At 64.8% G+C, this 25,143-nt stretch carries 21 protein-coding genes; 8 read left to right on the top strand and 13 right to left on the bottom strand.

What is annotated here, in order from left to right:
• A complete protein-coding gene (locus ACFOEV_RS01275) occupies positions 1–414 on the top strand; it encodes a hypothetical protein (protein ID WP_386770795.1) in 414 nt (137 codons plus the stop codon).
• Here the strand turns inward: ACFOEV_RS01275 and ACFOEV_RS01270 are convergent.
• The 4 genes from ACFOEV_RS01270 to ACFOEV_RS01255 all read right to left on the bottom strand — a co-directional run bounded on the left by ACFOEV_RS01270 (position 377) and on the right by ACFOEV_RS01255 (position 5,899).
• The gene (locus tag ACFOEV_RS01270) at positions 377–1,453 is read right to left on the bottom strand and encodes a Gfo/Idh/MocA family protein (protein ID WP_386770793.1); all 1,077 of its coding nucleotides are present in this window, start codon (positions 1,451–1,453) and stop codon (positions 377–379) included. The genes ACFOEV_RS01275 and ACFOEV_RS01270 overlap by 38 nt on opposite strands.
• Complete coding sequence (locus tag ACFOEV_RS01265) at positions 1,453–2,232, bottom strand: ThuA domain-containing protein (protein ID WP_386770792.1); 780 nt, start codon at positions 2,230–2,232, stop codon at positions 1,453–1,455. Before ACFOEV_RS01265 ends, ACFOEV_RS01270 begins: the two co-directional genes overlap by 1 nt.
• A 240-nt stretch (positions 2,233–2,472) precedes the next feature.
• A complete protein-coding gene (locus tag ACFOEV_RS01260) occupies positions 2,473–3,465 on the bottom strand; it encodes a LacI family DNA-binding transcriptional regulator (RefSeq protein WP_386770790.1) in 993 nt (330 codons plus the stop codon).
• 91 nt (positions 3,466–3,556) lie between these two features.
• Positions 3,557–5,899, bottom strand: coding sequence for a mechanosensitive ion channel family protein (locus ACFOEV_RS01255; RefSeq protein ID WP_386770788.1), 2,343 nt, complete (start codon positions 5,897–5,899; stop codon positions 3,557–3,559).
• A 194-nt stretch (positions 5,900–6,093) separates the two neighbouring features.
• Between ACFOEV_RS01255 and ACFOEV_RS01250 the strand changes: the two genes are divergently transcribed.
• The 4 genes from ACFOEV_RS01250 (at position 6,094) to ACFOEV_RS01235 (ending at position 10,489) form a co-directional block, all read left to right on the top strand.
• The gene (locus ACFOEV_RS01250; RefSeq protein WP_386770786.1) at positions 6,094–6,951 is read left to right on the top strand and encodes a dienelactone hydrolase family protein; all 858 of its coding nucleotides are present in this window, start codon (positions 6,094–6,096) and stop codon (positions 6,949–6,951) included.
• An 80-nt stretch (positions 6,952–7,031) separates the two neighbouring features.
• Entirely contained in the window at positions 7,032–8,036 is a 1,005-nt protein-coding gene (locus ACFOEV_RS01245; RefSeq protein WP_386771217.1) for an amidoligase family protein, read from the top strand.
• Positions 8,033–8,704 carry a gamma-glutamyl-gamma-aminobutyrate hydrolase family protein gene (locus tag ACFOEV_RS01240; protein ID WP_386770784.1) on the top strand — a complete coding sequence of 224 codons (672 nt, stop codon included), beginning with the start codon at positions 8,033–8,035 and terminating at the stop codon, positions 8,702–8,704. Before ACFOEV_RS01245 ends, ACFOEV_RS01240 begins: the two co-directional genes overlap by 4 nt.
• 111 nt (positions 8,705–8,815) lie before the next feature.
• Entirely contained in the window at positions 8,816–10,489 is a 1,674-nt protein-coding gene (locus ACFOEV_RS01235) for a GMC family oxidoreductase (RefSeq protein WP_386770782.1), read from the top strand.
• Positions 10,490–10,556: 67 nt separating this feature from the next.
• Here the strand turns inward: ACFOEV_RS01235 and ACFOEV_RS01230 are convergent, their stop codons facing one another.
• The 3 genes from ACFOEV_RS01230 to ACFOEV_RS01220 all read right to left on the bottom strand — a co-directional run bounded on the left by ACFOEV_RS01230 (position 10,557) and on the right by ACFOEV_RS01220 (position 12,209).
• Positions 10,557–10,988: an OsmC family protein gene (locus ACFOEV_RS01230; protein WP_386770780.1), complete on the bottom strand. Its 432-nt coding sequence runs from the start codon at positions 10,986–10,988 to the stop codon at positions 10,557–10,559.
• Positions 10,989–11,075: 87 nt separating this feature from the next.
• Positions 11,076–11,576, bottom strand: coding sequence for a thiol peroxidase (gene tpx / locus ACFOEV_RS01225; RefSeq protein WP_386770778.1), 501 nt, complete (start codon positions 11,574–11,576; stop codon positions 11,076–11,078).
• Between the two features lie 78 nt (positions 11,577–11,654).
• Positions 11,655–12,209, bottom strand: a complete 555-nt coding sequence (locus tag ACFOEV_RS01220) for a DUF1415 domain-containing protein (protein ID WP_386770776.1) — start codon at positions 12,207–12,209, stop codon at positions 11,655–11,657.
• Positions 12,210–12,341: 132 nt separating this feature from the next.
• On the opposite strand from ACFOEV_RS01220, the gene ACFOEV_RS01215 reads away from it, so the two are divergent.
• Positions 12,342–13,232, top strand: coding sequence for an aldo/keto reductase (locus tag ACFOEV_RS01215; protein ID WP_386770775.1), 891 nt, complete (start codon positions 12,342–12,344; stop codon positions 13,230–13,232).
• Here the strand turns inward: ACFOEV_RS01215 and nfi are convergent.
• Both nfi and ACFOEV_RS01205 read right to left on the bottom strand, forming a co-directional pair.
• Complete coding sequence (gene nfi, locus ACFOEV_RS01210; RefSeq protein WP_386770773.1) at positions 13,229–13,870, bottom strand: deoxyribonuclease V; 642 nt, start codon at positions 13,868–13,870, stop codon at positions 13,229–13,231. The genes ACFOEV_RS01215 and nfi overlap by 4 nt on opposite strands.
• 23 nt (positions 13,871–13,893) lie before the next feature.
• Positions 13,894–14,319 (bottom strand): DUF1499 domain-containing protein, encoded by a 426-nt coding sequence (locus ACFOEV_RS01205; RefSeq protein ID WP_386770771.1) that lies wholly within the window; start codon positions 14,317–14,319, stop codon positions 13,894–13,896.
• Positions 14,320–14,616: 297 nt separating this feature from the next.
• On the opposite strand from ACFOEV_RS01205, the gene ACFOEV_RS01200 reads away from it, so the two are divergent.
• Positions 14,617–15,897, top strand: a complete 1,281-nt coding sequence (locus ACFOEV_RS01200) for an exonuclease SbcCD subunit D (RefSeq protein WP_386770770.1) — start codon at positions 14,617–14,619, stop codon at positions 15,895–15,897.
• Positions 15,894–19,190 (top strand): AAA family ATPase, encoded by a 3,297-nt coding sequence (locus ACFOEV_RS01195; protein WP_386770768.1) that lies wholly within the window; start codon positions 15,894–15,896, stop codon positions 19,188–19,190. The genes ACFOEV_RS01200 and ACFOEV_RS01195 overlap by 4 nt, the downstream gene beginning before the upstream one ends.
• 69 nt (positions 19,191–19,259) lie before the next feature.
• On the opposite strand, the gene katG is transcribed toward ACFOEV_RS01195, so the two are convergent.
• The 4 genes from katG to ACFOEV_RS01175 all read right to left on the bottom strand — a co-directional run bounded on the left by katG (position 19,260) and on the right by ACFOEV_RS01175 (position 25,045).
• Positions 19,260–21,470, bottom strand: coding sequence for a catalase/peroxidase HPI (gene katG / locus ACFOEV_RS01190; RefSeq protein WP_386770766.1), 2,211 nt, complete (start codon positions 21,468–21,470; stop codon positions 19,260–19,262).
• Between the two features lie 404 nt (positions 21,471–21,874).
• Positions 21,875–23,044, bottom strand: coding sequence for a mandelate racemase/muconate lactonizing enzyme family protein (locus tag ACFOEV_RS01185; protein ID WP_386770764.1), 1,170 nt, complete (start codon positions 23,042–23,044; stop codon positions 21,875–21,877).
• Positions 23,045–23,054: 10 nt separating this feature from the next.
• Entirely contained in the window at positions 23,055–23,510 is a 456-nt protein-coding gene (locus tag ACFOEV_RS01180; RefSeq protein WP_386770762.1) for a tripartite tricarboxylate transporter TctB family protein, read from the bottom strand.
• Positions 23,507–25,045 (bottom strand): tripartite tricarboxylate transporter permease, encoded by a 1,539-nt coding sequence (locus ACFOEV_RS01175; protein ID WP_386770760.1) that lies wholly within the window; start codon positions 25,043–25,045, stop codon positions 23,507–23,509. The genes ACFOEV_RS01180 and ACFOEV_RS01175 overlap by 4 nt, the downstream gene beginning before the upstream one ends.
• Positions 25,046–25,143: the final 98 nt, after the last annotated feature.

Genomic DNA, 25,143 nt, shown 5'->3' with positions numbered 1-25,143 from the left:
ATGCGTGATCTCTACAAGCGCCTGGGCATCGCTCCCCAGGCTACCGACAGCGACATCGCCACTGCCATCGAGGCCTGTAAGCACACGGCACTGAAAGCCGATGCCAGCGCCGTGCTGGGGGTGAAATCACGCCGCGAGGAATATGATGCGCTGCATGCCACGCTGCGTGACATCGGTCTGCTGCGGGCGCGCCTGGGCCTGACCCATGGCCATTACTGGCAGGACAGTGTGGCCAACGATTTCTCGCTGCCCCCGGACAATACCTGCGCACGCCATGATGAACTGATCGGCCGCGTCACTCACGCCGTCACACTGCATAATCGCTGGCAACGCTGGCGTGGTCCCTGGTCGATGGCCGGCCTGCTGGCCTTGGGCATCATGCTGGGAGTGACGCTCTGCCATCTGTTGTGGTAACCGTCACGCTGCGATCCTGTTCGTCGGCCAGGAAGCAGGCATCCAGCACCGCCTGCATCGCCGCTCCACGGGCGAAATCGGGCTGGTCGTTGATCCCGCTCTGGATACCGGCGATGAAGCGCTGGTAGATGCTCGGGGTCTGCGGACATGCCACCGACGTCCAGCGCGCCGGATGGGTATCGTCGCCGAAACAGGTCAGCACCCGATCCCTGGCGTCGTCGAGCACCACGCTGATCGCGCCCTTGTCACCGTACACGCTCAACTTCAGCGAATTCAGGTGCCCTGTCGCCCAGCGCGTGGCCTGGATGGTGCCCAGCGCGCCATTGGCGAACTCGACGCGCATCAGAGCGCTGTCGTTGGCATCGAGCGCATAGTCGCCGATGCGGTTGCCCGGCGCCTTGTCGAAGCACTTGAGCTGGCAGTTGACCCGCGTGATATCGCCTACCGGGAAGCTCGCGAAGTCGAGGATATGCACCCCCACATCGCCCAGCACCCCCTTGCTACCATGCTCACTGGAGAGTCGCCACAGCCACTGACTATCGCGATCCCAGCGCCCCCAGGCATGACTGACCAACCAGCTCTGCAGGTAGCTGGCATCGACATGCATCACCCGGCCGATGGCACCGGCGGCGATCAACTCGCGGGCATGCTGGATCGCCGGGGCATCGCGATAACTCAGGTTGACCATGTTGATCACTCCGGCCTGCTCCGCTGCCTCGGCCATCTCCCTGGCATCCGCCTCATGGGTGGCCAGCGGCTTCTCGCACAGGATGTGCTTGCCGGCGGCGATCGCTGCCAGTGAAGTCGACTTGTGGGCGCCGTCCGGGGTCACGTTGCTCACCGCCTGGATATCGTTTCGCGCCAGCATCGCTGCGAGATCGGTATAGACGTCGGCGATACCGTGGGCGTCGGCGAAGGCACGCGCCTTGTCGGCGTCGAGGTCGCAGACCGCCACCACCTCGCAGCCGTCCAGGGAGCGGTAATGTCTGACGTGCTCACCGGCCATGCTGCCGGCACCGAGGATTGCGAGCTTGATCATTAGCGGAATCCCTCCTCACCGGGTTTGTGCAGTCCTTCGCCCTTCACCTCCACCGGATTCGGTGCCTGTTCCGGGGGCACATTGGGACAGCTGTCGATCCAGCGCGAGCCCTCGGGGCGCGCCCATTTCACGGCATTCCTGAGTACCCGCCGCACCTGCTCGTCGTAATAGATCGGGTAGGTCTCGTGACCGGGACGGAAGTAGAAGATCTTGCCGTTGCCCCGCTTGTAGGTCAGTCCTGAGCGGAACACCTCACCACCCTCGAAGGCACTGATGAAGATCACCTCGTCGGGATTCGGCACCGCGAAGGGCTCGCCGTACATCTCGGTGTGCGGCAACTCGAGGTAGTCCCCCAGCCCCTGGACGATGGGATGACCGGGGTTGACCACCCACAGCCGCTCGCGCTCCCCGGCCTCGCGCCACTTCAGCGAGCAGGTGGTGCCCATCAGGCGCTTGAAGATCTTCGCATAATGGCCGGAGTGCAGCACCAACAGGCCCATGCCCTGCAGTACCCGGGCCTGGACCCGGTCGACGATCTCGTCGCGCACCTCGCCGTGGGCGGCATGGCCCCACCACAGCAGCACGTCGGTATTGTCCAGGACATCCTCGCTCAGGCCGTGCTCGGGATCCTGCAGCGTGACCGCACGCGCCTCGATCCCGGAGTCCTCGTTCAGGGCGGCAGCGATGCAGGCATGCATGCCTTCGGGATAGATCCGGGCGACCACCTCATTGGTTTGTTCATGCACATTCTCTCCCCAGACGGTGACCTTGAGTGTCATCGCGATTCTCCTTTTCAGGGTGATGGGTGGCTATGTCGTGTACTTTGGCCAGCCGCCAATATCGAAAAAGTAAACGTTTACTCTTAAAGAGTAAACGTTTACTTTCTAGTTTTTACGCCGATTCGACCAAGGTATGGGGATGCAAGTCACATGCCGATGATGGTCATCTGCACGGGGAACAGGCGATTGGAAGCACCTGCCGTGAATGCAGGCGGACTATCGTGAACACCCCCGGGGGCATCAGCTCGTCCGGCGACGAATCAGGCTGACCGGCAAAGCGACATGTCGAGGGGGATCGCCGGCAACGGCCTCGCCAAGCAGGACTACCGCCTCGCTGGCGATCTGGGCGATGTCCTGACGTACCGTGGTCAATTGTGCGGCCAGGGTCGGCAGGTCGTCGAAGCCGGTCACCGCCACCTGGTCCGGCACCTGGATGCCATGATCCTCCAGCGCCGCCAGGCAGCCCAGCGCCAGTTCGTCCTTGTCGCAGACGATGCCGTCGAAGTCCGGCGGCCCCTGTCGCAGCAAGCGGCCAAGATGGCGATAGGCGGTCAGGCCCGGGTCATAGTTGAAGGGCACACTGATGCGATGGTCGGGAAGTCCGGCTTCTTCCAACGCCTGCAGGTAGCCCTTGAGACGATGCTGGTTATGGGGCCACTCCAGGTCATCGCCCATGTAGGCGATCTTGCGGCGTCCCGTCTCGATCAGGTGGCGGGCAGCGAGGTAGATGCCGTGTTGATCGTCCGGGGCCACCGAAAAGCTCCCCTCCTGTCGCTCGCCGATTCTCACGTACGGCACCCCATAGCGGGTCAGCCATGCTGGCCGCTCGTCATCCGGGGCGCTGCACAGCAGGATCGCCGAGCCAGCGCGATGCGCCAGCGACTCGGTCTCGTCGTGGTGGAAGAACACCGGCACCATGCCCTGCCGGTGCAATGCCAGCGTCAGGTGTTGATAAATCAGGGTGTAGTAAGGACGCAGCTCGATATCCTGCCGGCCGAGGGAAATGCCGACCACGACATTCTTGCCGCTGATCAGGGCTCGCGCCGCGGCACTCGGCTGGTAGTGGATATCGCGGCTGATCTGCAGGATATGCTCGCGCAGCGCCTCGCTGATGCCCGGCTTGCCGTTCAGCGCCCGGCTGACCGAGGCGATGGACACCCCCGCCGCCTTGGCGATTTCGTGGATGGTGGCGCTTTTCGCTCTCGTGCCGGAATCGGTACTGCGTTTCGTCATCGCCCTAGCTCGGTTGTCGAAGCGCCCATCGAGCGCTTTCGAGATTGCCTGTAGGGGAGCGATTGTGCCCGACCCCGCACCGCAACGCATCTCAAGTGGATGGATCCGGCGAGCCGCCGCTGACGCTGGTGGCGCCGCGGGGATCGGCGGCCCCCGCTTCGCCGGGGGCACGGCCGCTGGCATCGCGGTCCTCGTGCGGCGACTCACCAGTAGCTTCGCCCCGAGACGTACCGCCAGCCCGGCCTTCCATCTGGATACTCAGGCGTGGCATGGCCAGCTCCAGGCCCTCGGCGTCCATGCGCTGCTTGAGACGCAGGTTGAAGGCGCGCGCCACGTCCCATTGCATCACCGGTGCAGTACGCATGCGCATGCGCAGCACCGCCGCCCCTTCCTCGAAGCGCTCGATGCCCTGCAGCTCCAGAGGCGACCAGATATTGTGTCGCATCACCGGATCCTGACGCAGTTCATCGGCCACCTCGCGTACCAACGCGATGGCATCGTCGATTTTCATGCTGTGCGGAATGCTCACACGCATCAGGGCAATGCCGAACTGGCGCGACATGTTGTGGATCGACTTGATCTGGCTGAAGGTGATGATATGCACGATGCCGTCGATGTCGCGCAAGCGCACGGTGCGCAGCGTCAAGCCTTCGACGGTGCCCATGTGACCGCCCAGGTCGACGTAGTCGTCGATGGCCAGTGAGTCCTCGATCAGGATGAAGACACCGGTGATCAGGTCCTGCACCAGGGTCTGGGCACCGAAGCCGATGGCCAGCCCGATGACCCCGGCACCGGCCAGCAAGGGCGTGACGTTGACCCCCAGGTTGGCCAGCCCGACGATGGCGGCGATGACCACGATGGTGGCGAAGATCACGTTGCGGACCAAAGGGGTGATGGTCTGTACCCGAGTGCTATTGACCTGGCGACCGCGAGCCCTGGCCGACGAGGTCAATGCCCGCTGTATGGCGGTATCGGCGAAGATCCACACCAGCCAGGCCAGCAGCACGGTGAAACCCATGGCCAGCAGTGCCTGGCCGATCCGCGCACTGGCCACGCCCTGCCCGCCGATACCGATCAGCGAGCCGCCCCACACCTGCAGCGACAGTTCGGCGAAGGCGACCCAGCACAGCATGTGCGCGAGGGCATAGCCGAAACGCTCCAGGCGCTTGCGGTACTGGGAAATCCGTTTGCGCCGGGTCACGGTTTCGCCGTGGCGACGGATCAACCCGGTGACTACCAGGGTCAGCACCAGCAAGGCGGCGGAAATGATCGCCCGGGTCAGCGCCCCGCCGGCATCGCCCACCGAAACGAAGATCGCTACCAGCGAGGCCCCCACCAGCAGCAGGGCCGGAATGTGCCACAGCCCGCCCAGTACCCGGATCACGTCATCGGCCGTGCTGGCCTGCTTGCGCTGGGAATAGGCACGATTGCGAATCACGTGCTTGACGGGGCGCTTGAAGCTCAGCACGAAAGCGCCGGTGATCAGGGCCGCCAGGACATTGGCCAGTACCGACAGCAAGCCAGCCAGGTCGCCACCCAGCAAGTCGATCAAGCGACTGGAGTCCAGGGCATCGGCCAGGGCCACCAGGGCGCCGATCGCGAACAGTCGGCGCCCCCCACGCTGGCGCAGCAGGGTGACCGCAGCATGACGGTGCCCATGGCTGAACACCGAGAACACGGTCTCGCTGACCACCGCTAGCAGGCGCCCGCAAAGTGCCACATAGGCGACGACCAGCGCGATCGTCCGTCCCGGATTGGCGGGAATGAACTGGGCCAGCGCCAGCATCAGGGCAAAGGCCAACAACCAGGGCAGCAAGCGCCGCAGGAAGTGGACCCCCAGCAGCCAGGCCTTGGGCTCCCGAGGCAACACCAGCGGCCAGTCATACCGCTGGGCCAGCAAGCGCCCGGCCGCGATCAGGATGATCAACATCCCGACCCAGATCCCCAGCATCACTGCTGTTTCGATCGCCAGCCGTACTAGTTTGACGCCGCCGGCATCGGACACGAGATCACGGACGTCGCCCCTTGCCTGATCGACCTGGCGTTGCCAGATGGCGAGTGGCGACCGACCGGCCTCGGCCTGTTCCCCGAAGTCGCTGAGGGTTTCGGCGAGCGCGCCGAGCAGCCCCTGACGGGGTATCGTTTCCTCGTCTTCGACTTGCGCCGTGGCCTTGCGGAGTTCCTTCAATCGCTCCAGCAGCGCCCCACGGCGCTCGTCATTCTCCAGGGTGGCGATCACCTCGTCGAGCGACTTGCGCAATTCCTGAGGATCCGGCTCTTGAGCCTTTTGCTCCTCGCCTCCCGGCAGTCCCGGCAACGACTGCGCCTGCAGGTTTCCAGCAGCCAACAGCGACAGTGACAGGCACAGCAGCAACAGCAGTGAATGGCGGACGCCATGGCGCCAGGCAGTGACGGACAAGAGTGGCTGAAACATGCTTCCTCCCTGGGTGGCGCGAAGACCAGAGTCTGCACAGGCCAGCGAAAACGGTAAAGTACACGACGCCGCTGCCACAGTTGTTTCTGCAAGGGCAATTCCCTCACCATGGGACGACAGCTATGGTAAGAGAGGTTGGTGAGCGAAAGCCATTTCGTGCACCCGACAAGGAAAACAAGCAAGGAGAACCTGTGATGCGCACCCTACTCACGCTGTTGTGCCTGGTACCGGGGTTGTTGGCTGGCTCGGCAATCGCCGAGGTGGAGGAGGAATCGTCACCGGACGAGCCAGGAACCGAAGTCAATATCGCCTGGGGGCCCCGCGTCGAAGGCGAGATCTTCGAGTATTCGACCGGTGGAGAAACCTACCAGGGCTATCTGGCGCGCAACGTCAACGATAGCGAAGCGCGCCCGGCGGTCTTGGTGGTGCACGAGTGGTGGGGGCTCGACGACTATGCGAGAGCACGCGCCGATCAGCTGGCCGCCCTTGGCTTCGTGGCGCTGGCCGTGGACATGTATGGCGGTGGCCAGACAGCGACGCACCCCGACCAGGCGAGCGAGTTCTCCGCACAAGTCATGCAGGATTGGCCTGCTGCACGCGCCAGACTCGAAGCCGCCATGAGTCAGTTGCGCGAGCATCCGGCAGTGGCGGATACGGGCATGGCGGCGATCGGTTATTGCTTCGGCGGCGGGGTGGTGATGAACATGGCACTCGCCGGCATGCCGATCGACGCCGCGATCAGTTTCCATGGCAGTCCGACCCAAGCGGTAAACACGCCGCAGGCATTCGAAGGCGTGGTGCAGATTCACAACGGTGGTGCCGACTCGTTGGTGACACGTGAAGACCTGACAGCGATGGCCGGCGCACTCGAGGCACAAGGGGCCGACGTCGAGGTGATCAATTATCCCGACGCCCGCCACGCCTTCACGAACCCCGGCGCCGATGCAACAGGCGAGGAGTTTGGCATGCCGCTGGGCTATGACGCCGCGGCCGATGCGGCTTCCTGGCAGGCGGCCCTGCTGGCGTTGGACAAAGCCCTCAACAATGACTGATCGTGCGGGATACCCTGAATCACACGACTTCACGCTAAGCTACCCGAATCTTTCATATGATGAGCAGAAACCCCTCAGCCATCACCCCCCAGCCTCCTCCGCATCCCCGCAACCCCGAAGGCGGGATTCGACGCGTCGGGGTGGAGATCGAGTTTGCCGGCATCGTACCCCACGATGCCGCCCAGCTCGTGATCGAGCGCTTCGGCGGCCACGCCGAGGCGATCAGCCCACACCGTCTGAAGGTGGTCGATAGCCGCTGGGGCACGTTCGTCATCGAGCTGGACGCCAAGTATGCCCATCCCGATACCAAGGTGACCAACAGACCTCCCAAAAGCGACGCGGAGTGGGATCTGCAACGCCACCAGATGCGTGTCGACCTCCATACCAAGACCCGCGAGCTGATCGGCGACGCGGTGACCGGCCTGGTGCCCACCGAGGTCGTCTGTCCGCCGGTGCCGTGGAACGAGCTGGGCGATCTCGATGCGCTGTTCGATGCCCTGCGCGAGCATGGTGCCAAGGGTACCGATGCCAGCCTGCTGTACGGCTTCGGTCTGCACCTGAATCCCGAGGTGCCGAGCCTTGCGCCCGACAGTCTCCTGGCGCACCTGCAGGCCTACCTGCTGTTGGCCGCCTGGCTGCGCGACCAGATCCATATCGACATTACCCGGGAAGTGCTGCCGCACGCCAACCCCTTCCCCAAGAGCTATGCCATCAAGCTGCTTGATCCGGATTATCGCCCCGGGCTGGACCAACTGATCGCCGACTACCTCGTGTACAACCCCACCCGCAACCGCGAGCTCGACATGCTTCCGTTGTTCGCTTACCTGCGCCCGGACCACTGCAGCGAGCTATTCGCCGACGACATGATCAAGCCCCGCCCGACCTTCCACTACCGCCTGCCCAATGCACAGCTCTCGGCACCCGACTGGGGGCCCACCATCGAGTGGAACCGCTGGCAGAAAGTCGAGCGCCTGGCGGCCGATCCGGCGCACCTCGCCTCCCAGGCACGCGAATACCTCGCCCACCATGCCCAGTCCCCAATGTCCCGCTGGTTGGATAAATTGCGCGACTGGATGAACGAATGACACGCCCGCTGATCGGCATCACCACCTCGGACCGCAAGAGCCTGATCGCCTGGTTCTTCGACTGGTTGGCGGTGTGGCGCCACGGCGGCCGACCGCTGCGGTTATCGCCATCGCGGGCTATGCCCTCCTATCTCGATGGCCTGATCATCGGCGGCGGCGACGATATCGAAGCCCATCTCTATGGTGGCGAAGTCCAGCTCGACGTGCGGGTCGATCCTCAGCGGGACGCGCTGGAGTTGCAACTTCTCGAACGCTTCATTCCCCGGGCCTGCCCGGTGCTGGGCATCTGTCGCGGCGCCCAGTTGATCAACGTCCACCTCGGCGGCACCCTGGACAGTGATATCTATACCACCCACCAAGGACTCAAGCGCCGCCGCACGGTGCTGCCACGCAAGACCGTGGATATCGTCGCCGACAGCAAGCTGCACCGCATCCTCGCGGTTACCTGGTGCCGCATCAACAGCCTGCACCATCAGGCGGTACAGAAGACCGGTCAGGGCATCGAGATCGTCGCCCGCGACCGCGACGGCCTGGTCCAGGGGATCGAGTCTCGCCAGCACGATTTCCTGATCGGCGTGCAGTGGCATCCCGAGTGGCTGCTATTCAACCGTCCTCAGCAGCGCCTGATCCACGCTCTGATCACGGCTGCCGCGCGCCACCGCGACTGACAGGCTTACCCCTCCTTGGACCATGGTCGCCTCTCGCAGGGAAGACACTCTGCTCTAAGCTGAAGGCAGACAACGAAACCATTCATCACCCTGGCAGCGGACCGATCTTCCATGACTACCGCCGACTCTGCGACCGCGACGACCCTGATCGTCGGTGCTGGCCCCGCCGGCTGCCTGCTCGCCAAGCGCCTCTCCGAGGACCCCGCCCAGCGCGTGATCCTGCTCGAGGCCGGCGGCAAGGACGACTATCCGTGGATCCATATCCCGGTCGGATATCTCTACTGTATCGGCAACCCGCGCACCGACTGGTGCTACCGCACCGAGGCCGATCCCGGTCTCAACGGTCGCAGCCTGGGATACCCACGCGGCAAGGTGCTCGGCGGCAGTTCGTCGATCAACGGCATGATCTACATGCGTGGCCAGGCCCAGGATTACGATCACTGGGCGGCACTCGGCAACCCCGGCTGGGACTGGGCCAGCATCGAGCCGCTGTTCAAGGCCAACGAGGACCACTTCGCCGGGACCAGCGAGCATCACGGCAGCGGTGGCGAGTGGCGGGTGGAACGCCAGCGTCTCGAGTGGGAGATCCTCGAGGCCTTCCGTGACGCCGCCAGTGAATGCGGCATCCCCAAGGTGGATGACTTCAATTGTGGCGACAACGAGGGCGTCAGCTATTTCCAGGTCAATCAGAAGCGGGGCGTGCGCTGGAATGCCGCCAAGGCCTTCCTGCGCGGGCTGGACAAGCGCCCCAACGTGACGCTCATGACCAACGCCGAGGTCGACCGCCTGCTGTTCGCCGAGCCGGCCGCCCGGCGCGGCCCCTCCCCCCGCGTCAGCGGCGTGCGGGCCCGCATCAAGGATGCCTGGCAGACCATCCACGCCGACGAGGTGATCCTGTGTGCCGGCTCGATCGGCTCGCCGGCGATCCTGCAACGCTCGGGAATCGGTCCGCGCCGCCTGCTGTCGGCTCTCGACATCCCGTTGATCCATGAACTGCCCGGCGTTGGCGGCAACCTGCAGGATCACCTGCAGTTGCGGATGATCTTCCGCGTTCAGGGCGTCAAGACCCTGAACGCGATCGCCCGCCACTGGTGGGGCAAGGCCGGCATGGCCTGGGAGTATTTGATCTCGCGCAGTGGGCCGCTGTCGATGGCTCCCAGCCAGCTCGGCGCTTTCGCCCGCTCGGATGCCAAGCAGACCCGCGCCAACCTCGAGTACCACGTGCAACCATTGTCGCTGCCGGCCTTCGGCGAACCGCTGCACGATTTCCCCGCCTTCACCGCGTCGGTATGCAACCTACGACCGGAAAGCCGTGGGCGTGTCGACATCCGCTCCCGCGACCCCTTCACGGCACCGTCGATCGCCCCTCACTACCTGAGCACCGAGGAGGACCGGCGAGTGGCGGTGGATGCCATTCGCCTGACCCGGCGTATCGTTGCTTCACCGGCGCTGACGCGCTATCGCCCCGAGGAGATCAAGCCCGGCCCCGAACTCGACAGTGACGAGGATCTGGCCCGGGCCGCCGGTGACATCGGCACCACCATCTTCCACCCGGTAGGCACCTGCAAGATGGGCCATGACAGCGAGGCCGTGGTCGATGCTCGCCTGCGTGTGCACGGTATCGAGGGATTGCGCGTCGTCGACGCCTCGATCATGCCCACCATCACCTCGGGCAATACCTGCTCGCCGACGCTGATGATCGCCGAGAAAGCCGCTCGCCTGCTGCTCGAAGAGCGCCTTGGCATGACAGGGTCGGTCGTCGACACCGACACCACCCCGGTTTGAGCTTCCACAACGTCAACGGCCGCCCGTGGGCGGCCGTTGACTCGAGGGCGATCGGGAAATACGAGGTTCAACCTTCCAACTTGGCGTCCAGGGTGATCTCGGCCGTCAGCAGCTTGGAAATCGGGCACCCTGTCTTGGCCTTGTTGGCCGCGTCCTCGAAAGCCGCCTGGTCGGCACCGGGAATGCGGGCGGTGGTATCGAGATGCACCTGGGTGACGCTGAAGCCGCTGGCGTCCTGGTCGAGGGTCACCGTGGCCAGGGTCTTGATGCTCTCGGCTTCGTGGCCGGCTTCGCCCAGGATCATCGACAGCGCCATGGAGTAACAGCTGGCATGGGCGGCTGCGATCAATTCCTCGGGATTGGTGCCCGGCTGTCCCTCGAAGCGTTGCTTGAAGCCATAGGGGTTGTCCTTGAGCGAACCGCTTTGGGTGGACACCGTGCCCTTGCCTTCCTTCAGGCTGCCCTGCCACTCGGCAGATCCTGTCTTCTTGATGCTCATAGTACCTCCTGGTTGCCTTGACCTGAGTGGCCCCTCCTGAGAGACCACCCGTTTCGCTCACCTCAGTGTAGACGGCCATCGAGACCGTTATCGTAGGGCCTCCAGCGCTGCGTCATAGTCCGGTTCCTGCTTGATTTCCGGCACCAGTTGGCTATGGATCACCTGGTCGTGCTCGTCGATCACCACCACGGCACGCGCCGTGAGCCCGGCCATCGGCCCGCTGGACAGCGCTACGCCATAGTCGCGATGGAACTCGGGGTGGCGGAACGTCGATAGGGTGGTGACATTGTCCAGTCCCTCGGCACCGCAGAAACGCTTGGCGGCGAATGGCAGGTCCGCCGACACCACCAGCACCACGGTATTGTCGAGGGACGAGGCCAACTCATTGAACTTGCGTGTCGAGGTCGCGCAGGTGGGCGTATCCACACTGGGCAGAATATTGAGAACCTTGCGCTTGCCGGCGAAGTCGGCCAAGGTCACGTCCTGCATTTCCTGGGTCGTGAGGCACAGCGCAGGCGCTGGCCGGCCGACCTTCGGGAATTCACCGGCGACATCGACGGGGGTTCCCGCCCGGGTTACCTGGTTCATCGTTTCTCCTCGGTCTCATCAGGGAATCACAGCCTCTACACCATAGCCCATATGGCGCCCTGGGCGGGGCTTCGAGTCCTACTCCGGAAATTTCCGTAGCGCCGTCAACTGGTCGGCCAGCGACTTCCGGCCCAGACGCTGCATCGCCGCGATGTTGCGCTCGGGAATCGCCTCGGGATCGGGGTAGTGCACCAGCGCCTGTTCGATGTCGGCTTCACGCAGCAGGTGCAGCATCGGCCAGGGCGAGCGATTGGTGAAATTGGCCGGTTCCTCCGGTTCGGCATCCGCGAAGCAGTAGTCGGGATGAAAGCTCGCCAACTGGTAGACGCCTTCATAGCCCTGATCGATCAACAGCGTCTCGGCGATGGCCAACAGGTCGAGATAGTCATCGAAGTCGTCCACGCCGCTGGTCAGCACCAACAGGGTAGTGGCGATGTCCGGGGTACCGTCCAGACGCCGACACTCCTCGATCAGTGTCGTCAGGGCGGTCGGCCAGTCATCGGCGGCGACGCCCACATAGCGAATCGTCCCGCGACGCAGCTCGCGTCCGGCGAAGGGGCAGACATCGTGCGCCACCACGAAGTCCTCGACCCAGGTACGGGTCGCGGCAAGCGCACTGGTGGATCGGCTCATGGCAAGACTCGAACGGTGAGAGGGTATCCAGTATAGCCGAGATCGCCGCCGGACATTGCAAAGCCTCACTCCGTGGGCCAGCATGGGTATAGAAAAGGCTTCCATGAAAATGCATGACACGAAGAGGTCATCATGAACTCCAGCGTTCCACCCCGGGTGCAATTCGCCGCCACCGCCGACCTGCCTGCCATCGAAGTGCCTGCCATCGGCCAGGGGACCTGGTACATGGGCGAGGGCCTGGCGCCGCACCGCTCGGAAGTGCGCGCATTACAGCAGGGCCTGGATCTCGGTCTGTCACTGATCGATACCGCCGAGATGTATGGCGATGGCGGTGCCGAACGAGTGGTCGGGGATGCCCTCGCCGGTCGCCGCGACCAGGCCTTCCTGGTGTCCAAGGTCTACCCCTGGAATGCCGGCCGCGACAGCGCCATCACAGCCTGCGAGCGCAGCCTCAAGCGCCTCGATACCGATCATCTGGATCTCTATCTGCTGCATTGGCCGGGCAGTGTTCCTCTCGACGAGACACTGGAGGCGTTCCTGCGCCTACAGGAGCAGGGCAAGATTCACCGTTTCGGGGTTTCCAACTTCGATGTCGATGACATGGCGTCCTTGCATGGGCGACCGGGCGGTGACGCCTGTGCCACCAACCAGGTGCTCTATCATCTGGGTTCGCGAGGCATCGAATATCGCTTGCGCCCCTGGATGCGCGAACGCGGCATGCCCTTGATGGCCTACTGTCCCCTGGCACAGGGCGGTCGACTGCGTGACGAGCTGATGTCGCATCCGGAGGTACTGGCGATCGCCTCTGATCGGGGCATCACGCCGGCCCAGCTCCTGCTGGCCTGGGCGATCCGCCCGGTGGAGGGGGTGCGCGACGTGATCGCCATTCCCAAAGCCGTGAGACAGGAACATGTCACTCAGAATGCCGCGGCGCTGGAGGTGACCCTCAGCGAAGGAGACATCGCCAGGCTCGATGCCGCCTTTCCGGCACCGGAACATCAGGTACCCCTCGATATCGTCTAGCCCTTCCCTCTCTGGGAGGCCAGCCGATCCGCCAGCCGGGTCGGCTCCGGCAGCTTGGTGCGTCCCAGGCAGCGCACCACCCACGCCAGTGCCGTTTCCAACCCGAGACGATGACCGGGAGACACATACACCGGCTTCACGTTCCGACGACTGCGCAGTACGGCGCCAATCGTCTCGTCGCCATCGCGCAGCGGCGTCCAGTCTCCACGCTGCGTCGGCACCTCGCCGTGCGCGCCGCACAGGCGCGACTTGGCGATGCCGATGGTGGGCAGATCGAGCCAGAGTCCGAGATGGGAAGCCACGCCGAGGCGACGCGGATGGGCGATTCCCTGGCCATCGACCATCACCAGGTCGGGAGGCGCGCTCAGGCGCGAGAAAGCGCCCAGCGCCGCGGGCACTTCGCGGAAGGACAGCAGACCGGGAATATAGGGCATCCGCGTGGGCTCTCGATGAACGACCTGCTCGACGGGTTCAAGGCCCGGCCAGCGCAACACCACCACAGCGGCCCGGGTGATATCGCCCTCCTCCTCGAAGCCGATATCGACACCGGCTATGCGATGCACCTCACCGAGGCGATCGCGACGTTCGACTTGTGGTGCCAAGCGGTACTGGAGCTCGATCGCTTCGTCTGGATCCAACGCCCACTCATGCAAGGGTGTCGCTACTCGCAGAAGCCCCACCCCTCGAGCAGCATGCGTAACTTCTCGACCCGGGCACGGTTCTTGCCGAGGTCGGTGATCCCCAGGCGCGAGGCGCTACGCACGTGGCAGACGCCTTCTTCCTCGCTCCACAGGAATTCCAGGTCATCGACGAAGCCCAGAAAGGTTGAATGGCACTCGGCATGCAGGTAATCGTCGGTGGCTGTGATGATCTCCGCCTCTTCACAACCGGCCAGCGCGGTCTGCAAGCGGGCCATCAACTCTCGCTTGGTACGATTGCCGGGATCCAGCGGCTCGATGTAATGGGCACGGTCGTCGGCCTGGCTGCAGACACAGTTGGCGGTCGAGGGGCAGCTTGCCAGCTTGCCCTCATGGACACCCAACGTCTCGGGGCGCTTGCTGGTCAGCGGATTGGTCATCATGGTCATAGAGAGTGCGTCCTCTGTTGTTGTGACGATGATTTAGACAGCATGGCGAGTCACGCAGAACTCACTCTTCTCACTAAAACGGAAATATTTTCCACAATAAACGACATATCAAGCCAAAGCAGGCCCGACTCCCGATATCTCCCTCTGCGACTTCGATGCTCTCAGTCAAGTTCATTGCCATCACATCTGCAAGTGCGTTCCGCCAACGCAAACGCAGCGAGGCGAGCGCGGGCTTCCGTGGCACGCTAACGTGTATCATCGAAATCAGAATCCACGTGATCGTATGCGGAGCCTGCGTTGAAGCTGATTCATACTGCCGACTGGCACCTCGGCCAGACCTTCCACGGCCAGGAGCGCCACTTCGAGCATCGCGCATTCCTGACTTGGCTGCTCGACACCCTGGTGGCGCGACAGGCCGATACCCTGCTGGTGGCCGGCGATATCTTCGATGTCGTCAACCCCTCGCTGCGTGCCCAGGAGCTGCTCTATGACTTCATCGTCAGCGCCCACGAGCGCCTGCCGACGCTGGACATCGTGCTGATTGCCGGCAACCACGACAGCGGTAACCGCATCGAGCTGCCCGCCCCCTTGATGAAGCGTTTGAATACTCACGCGATGGGGCGTGTTCACTGGCATGACGATGGCACCCTCGACGCCGAGCGGCTGCTGGTACCGCTGACCGACGCCGACGGCGAGACATGTGCCTGGTGCCTGGCGCTGCCCTTCCTGCGTCCCGCTGAGGTGACCGGTGGCGGCCTCGCTCGCGATGACAGTGCTGAGGGCGACAACCGCAACGACTATGTGGCCGGCATCACTCGCGTCCACGGGCAGTTGGTTGAAGCGGCCCGTGATCGACGCCGGCCCGGCCAGGCGCTGGTGGCCATGAGCCATGCCCACCTGCACGGCGCGGCCGTCTCCGAGGCCAGCGAGCGCCCCATCGTGATCGGTGGTGAGGAATCGATTTCCGCCGCCATCTTTCCCTCCGAGATCGCCTATGTGGCGCTGGGCCACCTGCACCGCGCCCAGCGAGTCGGCGAGGAACGCATCCGTTACAGCGGCAGCCCCCTGCCGATGGATTTCAGCGAGGTCGACTATCCCCATCAGGTCGTCGAGGTGACATTGGACGGCGAACGGTTGGCCGCCACCGAGGCCATCCCCATACCGCGCCAGGTGGCCATGCACCGCCTCGGTCCCGCGGGGCTTCCCGAGGTGCTGACCGAACTCGAGGCGCTGGCGCACGATCCCGCCCTACCCCGGGAGCAGTGGCCCTGGCTGGAGGTGCGCGTCGAGCTCAGCGCCCCGGTGCCAGACCTGCGCACCCGGGTGGAAGCGGCGCTGGAGGGTAAGGCGCTACGCCTGCTGCGACTGGAACGCCGCCTGCCCCAGGTCGACAGCGAGGGCGCCCAGGCCCGGGGCGACCTGGAGGCGCTGGGACCGCGACGGCTCTTCGAGCGTACCTGGCAGGAACGCTGGGGCGAGCCCCCCACCGAGGGGGTGCTGGCCGACTTCGACCGGCTGCTCCAGGACGTGCTGGATGGCGATGTCCCTGCAAGAACCGCGAGGGAGGAGCGCGCATGAAGATCCTTGCCCTACGCCTGGCCAATCTGGCCTCCCTGCCCGGCCCCCTGGAACTCGACTTCACCGCATTCCCCCTGCGCGACGCCGGCCTGTTCGCCATTACCGGCCCCACCGGCGCCGGCAAGAGCACCCTGCTCGACGCCCTGTGCCTGGCGCTCTACGGCAGCACGCCGCGGCTGCGTCAGGCCCCTGGCCGCGATGCCCCGTTGCCCGATGTGGGCGACGAGACGGTGAGTACCGCCGATCCCCGCACCCTGCTGCGCCGCGGCACGACCAGCGGCCATGCCGAGGTGGACTTCCTGGGTCGCGACGGCCGCCGCTACCGGTCGCGCTGGGCCGTGCGCCGCGCCCGGGAAAAAGCCGATGGCCGCCTGCAGGCCGTGGAACAGTCGCTGCGCGACCTCGAGAATGATCGCCTGCTCACCACCCAGAAGCGCGAGTTCGACCGCCTGCTGCCGGAACGCCTGGGGCTCAGCTTCGACCAGTTCACCCGTGCCGTGCTGCTGGCCCAGAGCGAGTTCGCCGCCTTCCTGCAGGCTGACGACAACGAGCGCAGCGACCTGCTGGAGCGCCTGACCGGTACCGCCGAATACTCGGCGATCTCCATGGCCGCCTATCGTCGCGCTAGCGAGGCGAAAAAGCAGGTTGATGCCTTGGAGGCCAAACTCGCCGACGACCTGCCCGCCGAGCCCGAGGCCCGAGCCGAGCTCGAGCACAGCGTCGAGGATGCCAAGCGCGAGCTCGACAGCGTGCAACAGGAAGCAAAGCGCCTGGAGACCCGTCAACGGTGGCACGAAACAGACGAACGGTTGAGCAAAGCCTTCGCCGAGGGACGCCAACAGCAGCAGAATGCCGAGGCCCGCTGGCAGGCACTGGCCGAAGCCCGCGCGGACAGGGAGTGGCGGCGCCTGCTCGCCCCCCAGCGCCATCGCCTCACCCGACAGGCCGAGTTGCCCGGCGAGATCGCCACCCTCGAGGAGACCCACGCCCGAACAGGTAAAGCGCTGGAGGAGGCCAAGGCCACGCAGCAAGACGCCGACAAGGCCCGGGATCAGGCCGAGCAGGCGCTGGCCGAAGCCAACAAGGCTCGGCAGCAGGCCGAACCCGCACTGCGAGAGGCACGTGAGTATGCCCAGCGGCTTGCCACCCTGGAGAAGCAGTTGGCGGATCTCGAGACGAACCACCGTGAACGCCAGCAGCAGGCTAGCCAACTCGCCAGGGAGTACCGGCAGGCCGAGGATGACCAGCGCAAGCTGGAGCGCCAACGCGATGAGTGGCAGGCCACCCTGCGTCAACTGATGGGCGATCACCAGCAGCTGGACAGCGCACGCCAGGCGACACAGCGGGACCATGATCGTGCCGCGCGGCGCAGCCTGGCGTTGAGTGAGCTGGCTAGCGCCTGGCGGGACGCCTGTCGTGCCGAACAGACCCACCGGACGCTGGCCAAGCGCCTGGAGGACGACAAGCAGCGCAAGGCGCAGCTTATGCAGCAGGGCAAGGCCGCCCGGCAGCGGCTGGACGACCGGGAGCGTCACTACCGCACCGTGCATGAGGTCATCGAACGCAACCGTGCCGTGCGCAGCGAGAGCGTGGTAAAGCTGCGCGAAGGCCTGCAGGAGGACAAGCCCTGCCCAGTGTGCGGTGGCCTCGACCACCCCTGGCGCCACCACCCGCCTGAGACGCCCGAGTCGGCCCAACTTGCCGCCCAGCAGGTCGAAGAGGATCGCCAGTTGGCACAAGCGCAGCAAGAGCGCGACCAGGCCCAGCAGGAGCGCGATGACCTCATGGGCGAGTACCGTGCCGTCGAGGCTTCACTGGGACAGCACCGTCGAGACCTGCAGGATGCCGAGCAGCGCCTGGCCAGTGGCCGGCAGGTCCTCACCCACCACCCGCTGTATGATGAGCTTGACGCCATCGACGCCACCGAGCGCGAGGCCTGGCTGGAGAACCAGCGCCAGGCAAGCGACGCGGAGCGCCAGCGTGCTGAAAAGACCCTACACGAGCTGGGTCGCGCCGAGACCGAGTTGACACCGCTGGAGGAGGCGCTACGCCAGGGCGAGATACGGCTCGCTCAGCTCGCGACCCAGCGGGTTAGCCTCAAGCAGGAACTGGCCAGGCTGGCCGAGCGGGTCACGCCCCTGCGCCAGGCACGAGATGAGACCGCCAGCCAACTCAAAGGTATACTCGGCGAGCACGCCTCCCCGGACGCCTGGCAGCAGCATCTGGACTCCCGCCAGGATGACGCCCGAAAGGCCCGGGACACCGCTCTCGACCGTTTCCATGCGGCACAGCGCGAGCAGGAGCGGCTTACCCAGCAGGCAAGCCATGAAGCGGATCAAACCGCCAAGCTACGCAAGGAACGCGACGCTCTGGATCGTGAGCTGGCCGAGTGGCGCTGTACGCACCCGGAGCTCGATGACATCACCCTGGAAAGGCTGCTGGCCCAGTCAGACGAGGAAGCCAGACGTCAGGAGCGGCAACTGGCCGAGGCCGAGGAGGCGCATCAGCGCGCCGACGCCAGCCTGGCCGAGCGCTGCCAGTCGCTGATCCAGCACCGCCGTGAACAAGCGTTGGCCGAGAGTGACGACGCCCTGCTGGGAGATGAGGTGGAGGCCGAGATCCAACGGCGCCGTGAGACCCTGGCAGATCAACAGGAAGCCCTCTCTCCGAGGCTGAAGGACGCCCAGCAGACCCGCGACGAGGCCGTTCATGCGCTGCGCGACGACGATCGACGCCGGGAACGCCAGCAGGAGGGCCAGGCCGAACTGGAAGCGGTGCGGGCCGAGCAGGTGCGCTGGGGACGCATCAGCGAACTGATCGGCTCCGCCGACGGCAAGGTGTTCCGCCGCATCGCCCAAGCCTACAACCTGGAGCAGCTGCTGGAGCACGCCAACCTGCACCTGGCCGGCCTCAGTCGCCGCTACCGCCTGGTGCGCGGCGGCACGTCGTTGGGCCTGCTGGTGGTGGACCACGACATGGGCGACGAACGTCGCTCGGTACACTCGCTCTCCGGCGGCGAGACCTTCCTGGTCTCCCTGGCCTTGGCGCTGGGGCTGGCCTCCATGGCCTCCGGCGAACTGGTCATCGAATCGCTGTTTATCGACGAGGGCTTCGGCAGCCTGGATCCGCATTCCCTGGCGCTGGCCATGGAGGCGCTGGACGGCCTGCAGGCCCTGGGCCGCCGCGTCGGTGTGATCTCCCATGTCCAGGAGATGCACGAGCGCATCCCGGTGCAGATACAGGTAGAACCCTTGGGCAACGGCACCAGTCGGGCGAGGATGGTCAGTGTTTGAGGGATCGACCTCAAATGAATCGCCCCCGGCCAAAGCCGGGGGCGATTTATCAGGGTGATACGACTTGAATCACGCGAGGTCGAAGCGATCCGCGTTCATCACCTTGTTCCATGCCGCCGCGAAGTCCTTCACGAACTTCTCCTTGGCGTCATCCTGGGCGTAGACCTCCGAGATGGCGCGGAGCTGGGAGTTGGACCCGAAGACCAGGTCCACCGGGGTGCCGGCCCACTTCACCTCGCCGCTCTTGCGGTCACGCCCCTCGAACACGTCTTCATCGGCGTCGGTCGGCTTCCACTCGGTGTCCATGTCGACCAGGTTGACGAAGAAGTCGTTGGTGAGGGTGCCGGGCCGGTCGGTGAAGACACCGTGCTTCGTGCCGCCATGGTTGGCGTCCAGCGCACGCATGCCGCCGACGAGTACCGTCATCTCGGGCGCGGTCAGCTTGAGAAGCTGTGCCCGGTCCAGCAGCAGCTCCTCGGCCGGGACGGTGTAGCGCTGCTTGAGGTAGTTGCGGAAGCCATCGGCGATCGGCTCGAGGTACTCGAAGGACTCCGCATCCGTCTGCTCTTCCGTGGCGTCGGTGCGGCCCGGATGGAAGGGTACCTCGATGTCGTGTCCGGCCTGCTTCGCGGCCTGTTCGACGGCAGCGTTGCCACCGAGCACGATCAGATCCGCGAGTGATACCCGCTTGTTGCCGGACTGGGCGTCGTTGAAGGCCTGGTGGATCTTCTCCAGCGTGTCGAGCACCTTCTTCAGCTGCGCCGGCTCGTTCGCTTCCCAGTCCTTCTGCGGGGCCAGGCGGATGCGCGCGCCATTGGCGCCGCCGCGGTTATCGGAGCCGCGGAAGGTGGAGGCGGAGCCCCAAGCGGTCTTGACCAGCTCCGAGGGGGACAGGCCGGAGTCAAGGATCTGCTGCTTGAGCGCGGCGATGTCCTTGTCGTCGATCAGCTCATGATCGACAGGCGGAACCGGGTCCTGCCAGATGAGGTCTTCCTCTGGCACCTCGGGACCGAGGTAGCGGGCCTTGGGCCCCATGTCGCGATGCAGCAGCTTGAACCAGGCGCGGGCAAAGGCATCCGCGAACTCCTCCGGGTTCTTGTGGAAGTGCTCGGTGATCTTGCGGTAGTCCGGATCCAGCTTCAGGGAGAGGTCCGTGGTGAGCATCATCGGCTCGACCTTCTTCGACGGGTCGTGCGCCATGGGCACCTTGTCTTCTTCCCTGACGTTCTTGGGCCGCCACTGGTTCTTGCCGCCCGGGCCCTGGGTGAGCTCCCAGTCATAGCGGAACAGGAGGTCCAGATAGCCCATGTCCCACTGGGTGGGGTTGGAGGTCCAGGCGCCTTCCAAGCCACTGGTGCTGCTGTCGTCGCCCATGCCGGTGCCGTGGGTGCCCTTCCAGCCCAGGCCCATCTGTTCGAGCGGCGCGGCCTCGGGCTCCGAGCCGAGGGTGCTGTCGGGAGCGGCGCCGTGGGTCTTGCCGAAGGTGTGGCCGCCGGCGATCAGCGCCACCGTCTCGTAGTCGCTCATCGCCATACGCGAAAAGGTCGCGCGGATGTCCTTGACGGCCTTTATCGGGTCGGGCTCGCCATCCGGGCCTTCCGGGTTCACGTAGATGAGGCCCATCTGGACGTTGGCGAAGGGCTGGTCGAGTTCGCGATCTCCGTGATAGCGCTCGCTCGCCAGCCACTCCTTCTCGGCCCCCCAGTTGATGTCCTCTTCGGGTTCCCAGATGTCCTCGCGACCGCCGCCGAAGCCGAAGGTCTTGAAGCCCATGGACTCCATGGCGACGTTGCCGGCCAGGATGATCAGGTCGGCCCAGGACAGCTGGTTGCCGTACTTCTGCTTGATCGGCCACAGCAGGCGGCGCGCCTTGTCCAGGTTGGCGTTGTCCGGCCAGCTGTTGATCGGGGCGAAGCGCTGGTTGCCGGTGCCGCCACCGCCACGGCCGTCGGCGGCCCGGTAGGTGCCGGCGGCGTGCCAGGTCATGCGGATGAAGAGCCCGCCGTAGTGGCCGTAGTCGGCCGGCCACCACTCCTGGGAGTTGGTCATGAGGTCGGTCAGGTCCTTCTTGACCGCCGCCAGGTCGAGCTTCTTGAACGCTTCCCGGTAGTTGAAATCCCGGCCCAGGGGGTTCGACTCGGGGGTGTGCTGGTGGAGAATCTTCAGGTTGAGCTGGTTCGGCCACCAGTGTTCGTTCGTTGCGCCGCTACCACGCACGGAGGTCTGAGCCCCATGCATGACGGGGCATCCGCCTGCGGTGTTGTTAGCTTTCTGGTCCATATCGCTCTCCATTGGTGGCTGATCGTTGCTCATGGCTGCTGCGTGGCTGGAACTCGTCTGTCAAACTTTCACAACCTGTACGATGGTCAGAATGCCTGACGGGGCAACGCGTCAGAGGTCATGACGCGAAGCGACCATGGCACGCCTTACCCGTTACCGTCTTAGAATAGGTATAGCAATTCCTGGCCATAGGATGGATTTGATTTTCTGCACCAATTCAATAGCTTGTTTTTATGGCACTCTTTCACCCGACTTCATCAGCAAGCCACTGAAGCGCATCAGGTAATCTCGTGGGCATCTGCACGTTGCGTTGTCCCTGCATGCATGTTCCCTGGTCCCGGTTACCTCCACCGCCGGTGCTTGCCATGTCGGCACGTTTCCCAGCTTCGGGCGAGCCTGCCACGTCAGCTCGACAGGTGCTCCTTGAACACCTTCATCAGCTCGCGCTTGTCCTCGAAGCCGATCCCCGGGACCTCGGGCAGGGCTACCAGGCCCTCCTCCACCGGCGTGGAGTCGGCGAAGCCACCGAAGGGCGCAAAGACCCGTGGATAGGACTCGTTGCCACCGAGCTTGAGCCCGGCGGCGATGTTGAGGGCGAACTGGTGGCCGCCATGGGGGATGCATTGGCGCGGCGACCAGCCATGTATGCGTAGCTCGTCGAGTATGCGCAGGTACTCGACCAGGCCATAGCCCAGTACCGGATCCATCTGCAGGATGTCGCGGTCGGCGCGCATGCCACCGTAACGCAGCAGATTGCGCGCATCCTGGTGGGAGAACAGGTTCTCGCCGGTGGCCATGGGCGGGTCATAGTGCTCGCCGAGTTGCTGCTGCAGGGCAAAATCGAGAGGGTCGCCCGCTTCTTCGTACCAGCGCACCCCATAGGGCGCCAGGCCATCGGCGAAGGTCAGCGCGGTCCTGAGATCGAAGCGCCCATTGGCATCGACGGCCAGGCGTGAGGCATCGCCGACTACCTCGAGCGCCGCCTCGACCCGCTCGAGGTCTTCCGCCAGTGGCACCCCACCGATCTTCATCTTGGTGCAGGTGTAGCCCAACTCGAGGTAATCGCGCATCTCCTCCCTCAGAGCACTGACCTGCTTGCCGGGATAGTAGTAGCCGCCCGCGGCGTAGACCGGCACCCACGGGTCCGCCTCGCCATCGCCGAAACGCTCGGCCAGCACCTGTGCCAGGGGGCGGCCCTCGATCTTGGCGACGATGTCCCAGACCGCCATGTCGACGATGCCGACCGCTACCGAACGCTCGCCGTGCCCACCGGGCTTCTCGTTGGCCATCAGCGTGTCCCAGACCCGGCAGGGATCGAGATTGCGGCCGCTCTCGTCGAGCAGCGAGGCCGGATCGGCATCGCGCAGACGCGGCAGGAAGCGCTCCCGCAACAGGCCGCTCTGGGCATAGCGTCCGTTGGAGTTGAAGCCATAACCCACCACCCGCCGGCCATCGACCCGGACATCGGTATAGAGGGCGAGCACCGAGACATCCATTTTGGCAAAGGAGATATAGGCATTGGCGATGTCGGAAGCGATAGACACGCGAGCCTCGCGGATATCGGTAATTCGCATCGTGCGACTCCTACAGCAGCAGCCCGGTGGGCAAGCGTACGTTGAGAACCAGGGTAAAGGTGAGATAGAAGACACCCACCAGCACGCCGATGATCGGAACCCACTGCAGCAAGCGGCGCCACGATACCGGCCCGTCCACCCGGGCCAGGTACCAGGTGAGTAGGAAGACGGCCACGCAGGTGGACACCACGAACCCCAGCTTGCCGATGGCGAACCACCAGACGAAGAAGCCCGTCATGACCACCAGCAGACGACGCAGGCTTCCCGATATCTCGATCCGGCGGCTACCGGGCCTGATGAAGCCCTTGATGATCAACCCCACGGCGATCACCACCAGGATCACCAGCACGGCGCGTGGGAAGATGATGCTCAGCCGCCCCATCTCGCCACGAGGCAACCACAGCACGGCGGCAAACGCCAAGCCGACGACCCCCGAGGCGATGTCGGTATTGAGGCGCAGGATCATGCGTCACCTCCTGGCTTCGATGACACCTTGTCAAGCAGACCTCGGCGTTCCAGCCAAGCCGGCAACAGTGCCGTCGCCGCGCCGATCACCACCAGGCCGGCCAGCACTTTCGACAAGGGATTGCTGACCAGCCGCAGCCACGGAACCGGATCGACCACCGCCGCCAGCATCGTCTGCACATAGCCCTGTTCGGCGATCCCTCCCAGTATCAGCCCCAGCACGATCGGTGCCGCATGGATCCCGATCAGGCGCAGGAAATAACCGGCACAACCCAGCATCAGCATGATGCCAACATCCAGTAGGCTGTTGCGCAGAGCGAAGGTCCCCAGGATGGTGACCATGGCGATGCTCGGCACCAGGAAGTAGTACGGGGTCTTGATCACCACCCGATGGATCAAGCGCCCACCGATCAGGCCTACCGGCAGCAGCATCAGGGCGGCGAAGCCCATCGACAGGATGAAGCCGTTGGTCAACACCCCGGTCTCGGTGAACAGGTCGAGACCCGGGCGCAGGCCATGCAGCAGCAGTACGCCAAGGATGATGGCATCCGGTGGCGCGCCGGGTATGCCCAGCGTCAGCAACGGCACCATGCTGCCCGCCACCATCACGTTATTGCTCGATTCCGAGGCCACCACGCCGTCGACATTCCCCTTGCCGAAACTATCGGGATCCTTGGAAAAGCGCCGCGCTTCGTTGTAGGCCACCAGGCTGGTCACGTTACCGCCTGCGCCGGGGATGATGGCGATGATCTGACCGATCAAGCAGGAGCGAATCAGGTTGACCGGTTTGGCGAAGATATGCCTGGCAACCTGCAGTATCGAGACGTGACTCTTGCCGAAACCGCCCTCCTTGGACAGGGCCCCTCGCCCTTCGGCCGCCATGGTCAGCAGTTCGGGGATCACGAACAACCCGATCAGGGCGACGATCAGTTCGACGCCCCCTTGCAAGGGCGGAAAGCCGAAGGTGAAACGCGTTTCGCCCCCGACGGGGGAGACGCCGATGGTGCTGAGCAGCATGCCGATACAGCCCCCCAGCAGTCCCTTGAGCAGGGAGTCGCTCGACAGGCTGGCCACCAGAGTCAGCCCCAGCATCGCGACCCAGAACATCTCGGAGGGACCGAAGGCCACCGCCAATCGCGCCAACGGCGGGGCCAGGACCAGCAGGAAGGCTACCCCGACCAGACCGCCGACGACCGAGGCGATGGTGGCCGCTGCCAGGGCCTCGTAGGCCCGCCCCTGACGCGCCATGGGGTAGCCATCGAAGGTAGTGGCGATCGACGACGGCGTCCCCGGCGTGTTGATCAGGATGGCGGTAAAGGCGCCGCCATAGATGGCTCCCATGTAGACCGCGCCCAGGGCGATCAGGCCCTGAAGCGCCTCCATGGAAAAGGTGAACGGCAGCAGCACGGCCAACGCCATGGTCGCCGTGAGCCCGGGCAAGGAACCGATCAGCAGGCCAGCAGAGACTCCCACCAGCACCGTGATGAAACTCTCGAAGGTCAGCAGCGAAGCCAGCGCTTGCAATAGCATGTCCATACTTGATCCCCCTGGCGGCGCTGTTCACTCCAGTGACGGAATGTTGACAAGCAGGCCCATACCCTGACCTCGGCGGGCCAGAGTATGGGCAGAGGGAG

Origin of the sequence: Litchfieldella rifensis, from assembly GCF_042646605.1 — a bacterium.
GTDB lineage: Bacteria > Pseudomonadota > Gammaproteobacteria > Pseudomonadales > Halomonadaceae > Litchfieldella > Litchfieldella rifensis.
The sequence above is the reverse complement of the archived record's forward strand: the minus strand, read 5'-3'. Positions and strand labels throughout refer to the sequence as shown.

Bases quoted from the DNA above. Each gene is read 5' to 3' on its own strand.
- ACFOEV_RS01275 (WP_386770795.1), top strand. From the start codon at position 1: ATGCGTGATCTCTACAAGCGCCTGGGCATCGCTCCCCAGGCTACCGAC.
- ACFOEV_RS01270 (WP_386770793.1), bottom strand. From the start codon at position 1,453: ATGATCAAGCTCGCAATCCTCGGTGCCGGCAGCATGGCCGGTGAGCAC.
- ACFOEV_RS01265 (WP_386770792.1), bottom strand. From the start codon at position 2,232: ATGACACTCAAGGTCACCGTCTGGGGAGAGAATGTGCATGAACAAACC.
- ACFOEV_RS01260 (WP_386770790.1), bottom strand. From the start codon at position 3,465: ATGACGAAACGCAGTACCGATTCCGGCACGAGAGCGAAAAGCGCCACC.
- ACFOEV_RS01255 (WP_386770788.1), bottom strand. From the start codon at position 5,899: ATGTTTCAGCCACTCTTGTCCGTCACTGCCTGGCGCCATGGCGTCCGC.
- ACFOEV_RS01250 (WP_386770786.1), top strand. From the start codon at position 6,094: ATGCGCACCCTACTCACGCTGTTGTGCCTGGTACCGGGGTTGTTGGCT.
- ACFOEV_RS01240 (WP_386770784.1), top strand. From the start codon at position 8,033: ATGACACGCCCGCTGATCGGCATCACCACCTCGGACCGCAAGAGCCTG.
- ACFOEV_RS01235 (WP_386770782.1), top strand. From the start codon at position 8,816: ATGACTACCGCCGACTCTGCGACCGCGACGACCCTGATCGTCGGTGCT.
- ACFOEV_RS01230 (WP_386770780.1), bottom strand. From the start codon at position 10,988: ATGAGCATCAAGAAGACAGGATCTGCCGAGTGGCAGGGCAGCCTGAAG.
- tpx (WP_386770778.1), bottom strand. From the start codon at position 11,576: ATGAACCAGGTAACCCGGGCGGGAACCCCCGTCGATGTCGCCGGTGAA.
- ACFOEV_RS01220 (WP_386770776.1), bottom strand. From the start codon at position 12,209: ATGAGCCGATCCACCAGTGCGCTTGCCGCGACCCGTACCTGGGTCGAG.
- ACFOEV_RS01215 (WP_386770775.1), top strand. From the start codon at position 12,342: ATGAACTCCAGCGTTCCACCCCGGGTGCAATTCGCCGCCACCGCCGAC.
- ACFOEV_RS01205 (WP_386770771.1), bottom strand. From the start codon at position 14,319: ATGACCATGATGACCAATCCGCTGACCAGCAAGCGCCCCGAGACGTTG.
- ACFOEV_RS01195 (WP_386770768.1), top strand. From the start codon at position 15,894: ATGAAGATCCTTGCCCTACGCCTGGCCAATCTGGCCTCCCTGCCCGGC.
- katG (WP_386770766.1), bottom strand. From the start codon at position 21,470: ATGGACCAGAAAGCTAACAACACCGCAGGCGGATGCCCCGTCATGCAT.
- ACFOEV_RS01185 (WP_386770764.1), bottom strand. From the start codon at position 23,044: ATGCGAATTACCGATATCCGCGAGGCTCGCGTGTCTATCGCTTCCGAC.
- ACFOEV_RS01180 (WP_386770762.1), bottom strand. From the start codon at position 23,510: ATGATCCTGCGCCTCAATACCGACATCGCCTCGGGGGTCGTCGGCTTG.
- ACFOEV_RS01175 (WP_386770760.1), bottom strand. From the start codon at position 25,045: ATGGACATGCTATTGCAAGCGCTGGCTTCGCTGCTGACCTTCGAGAGT.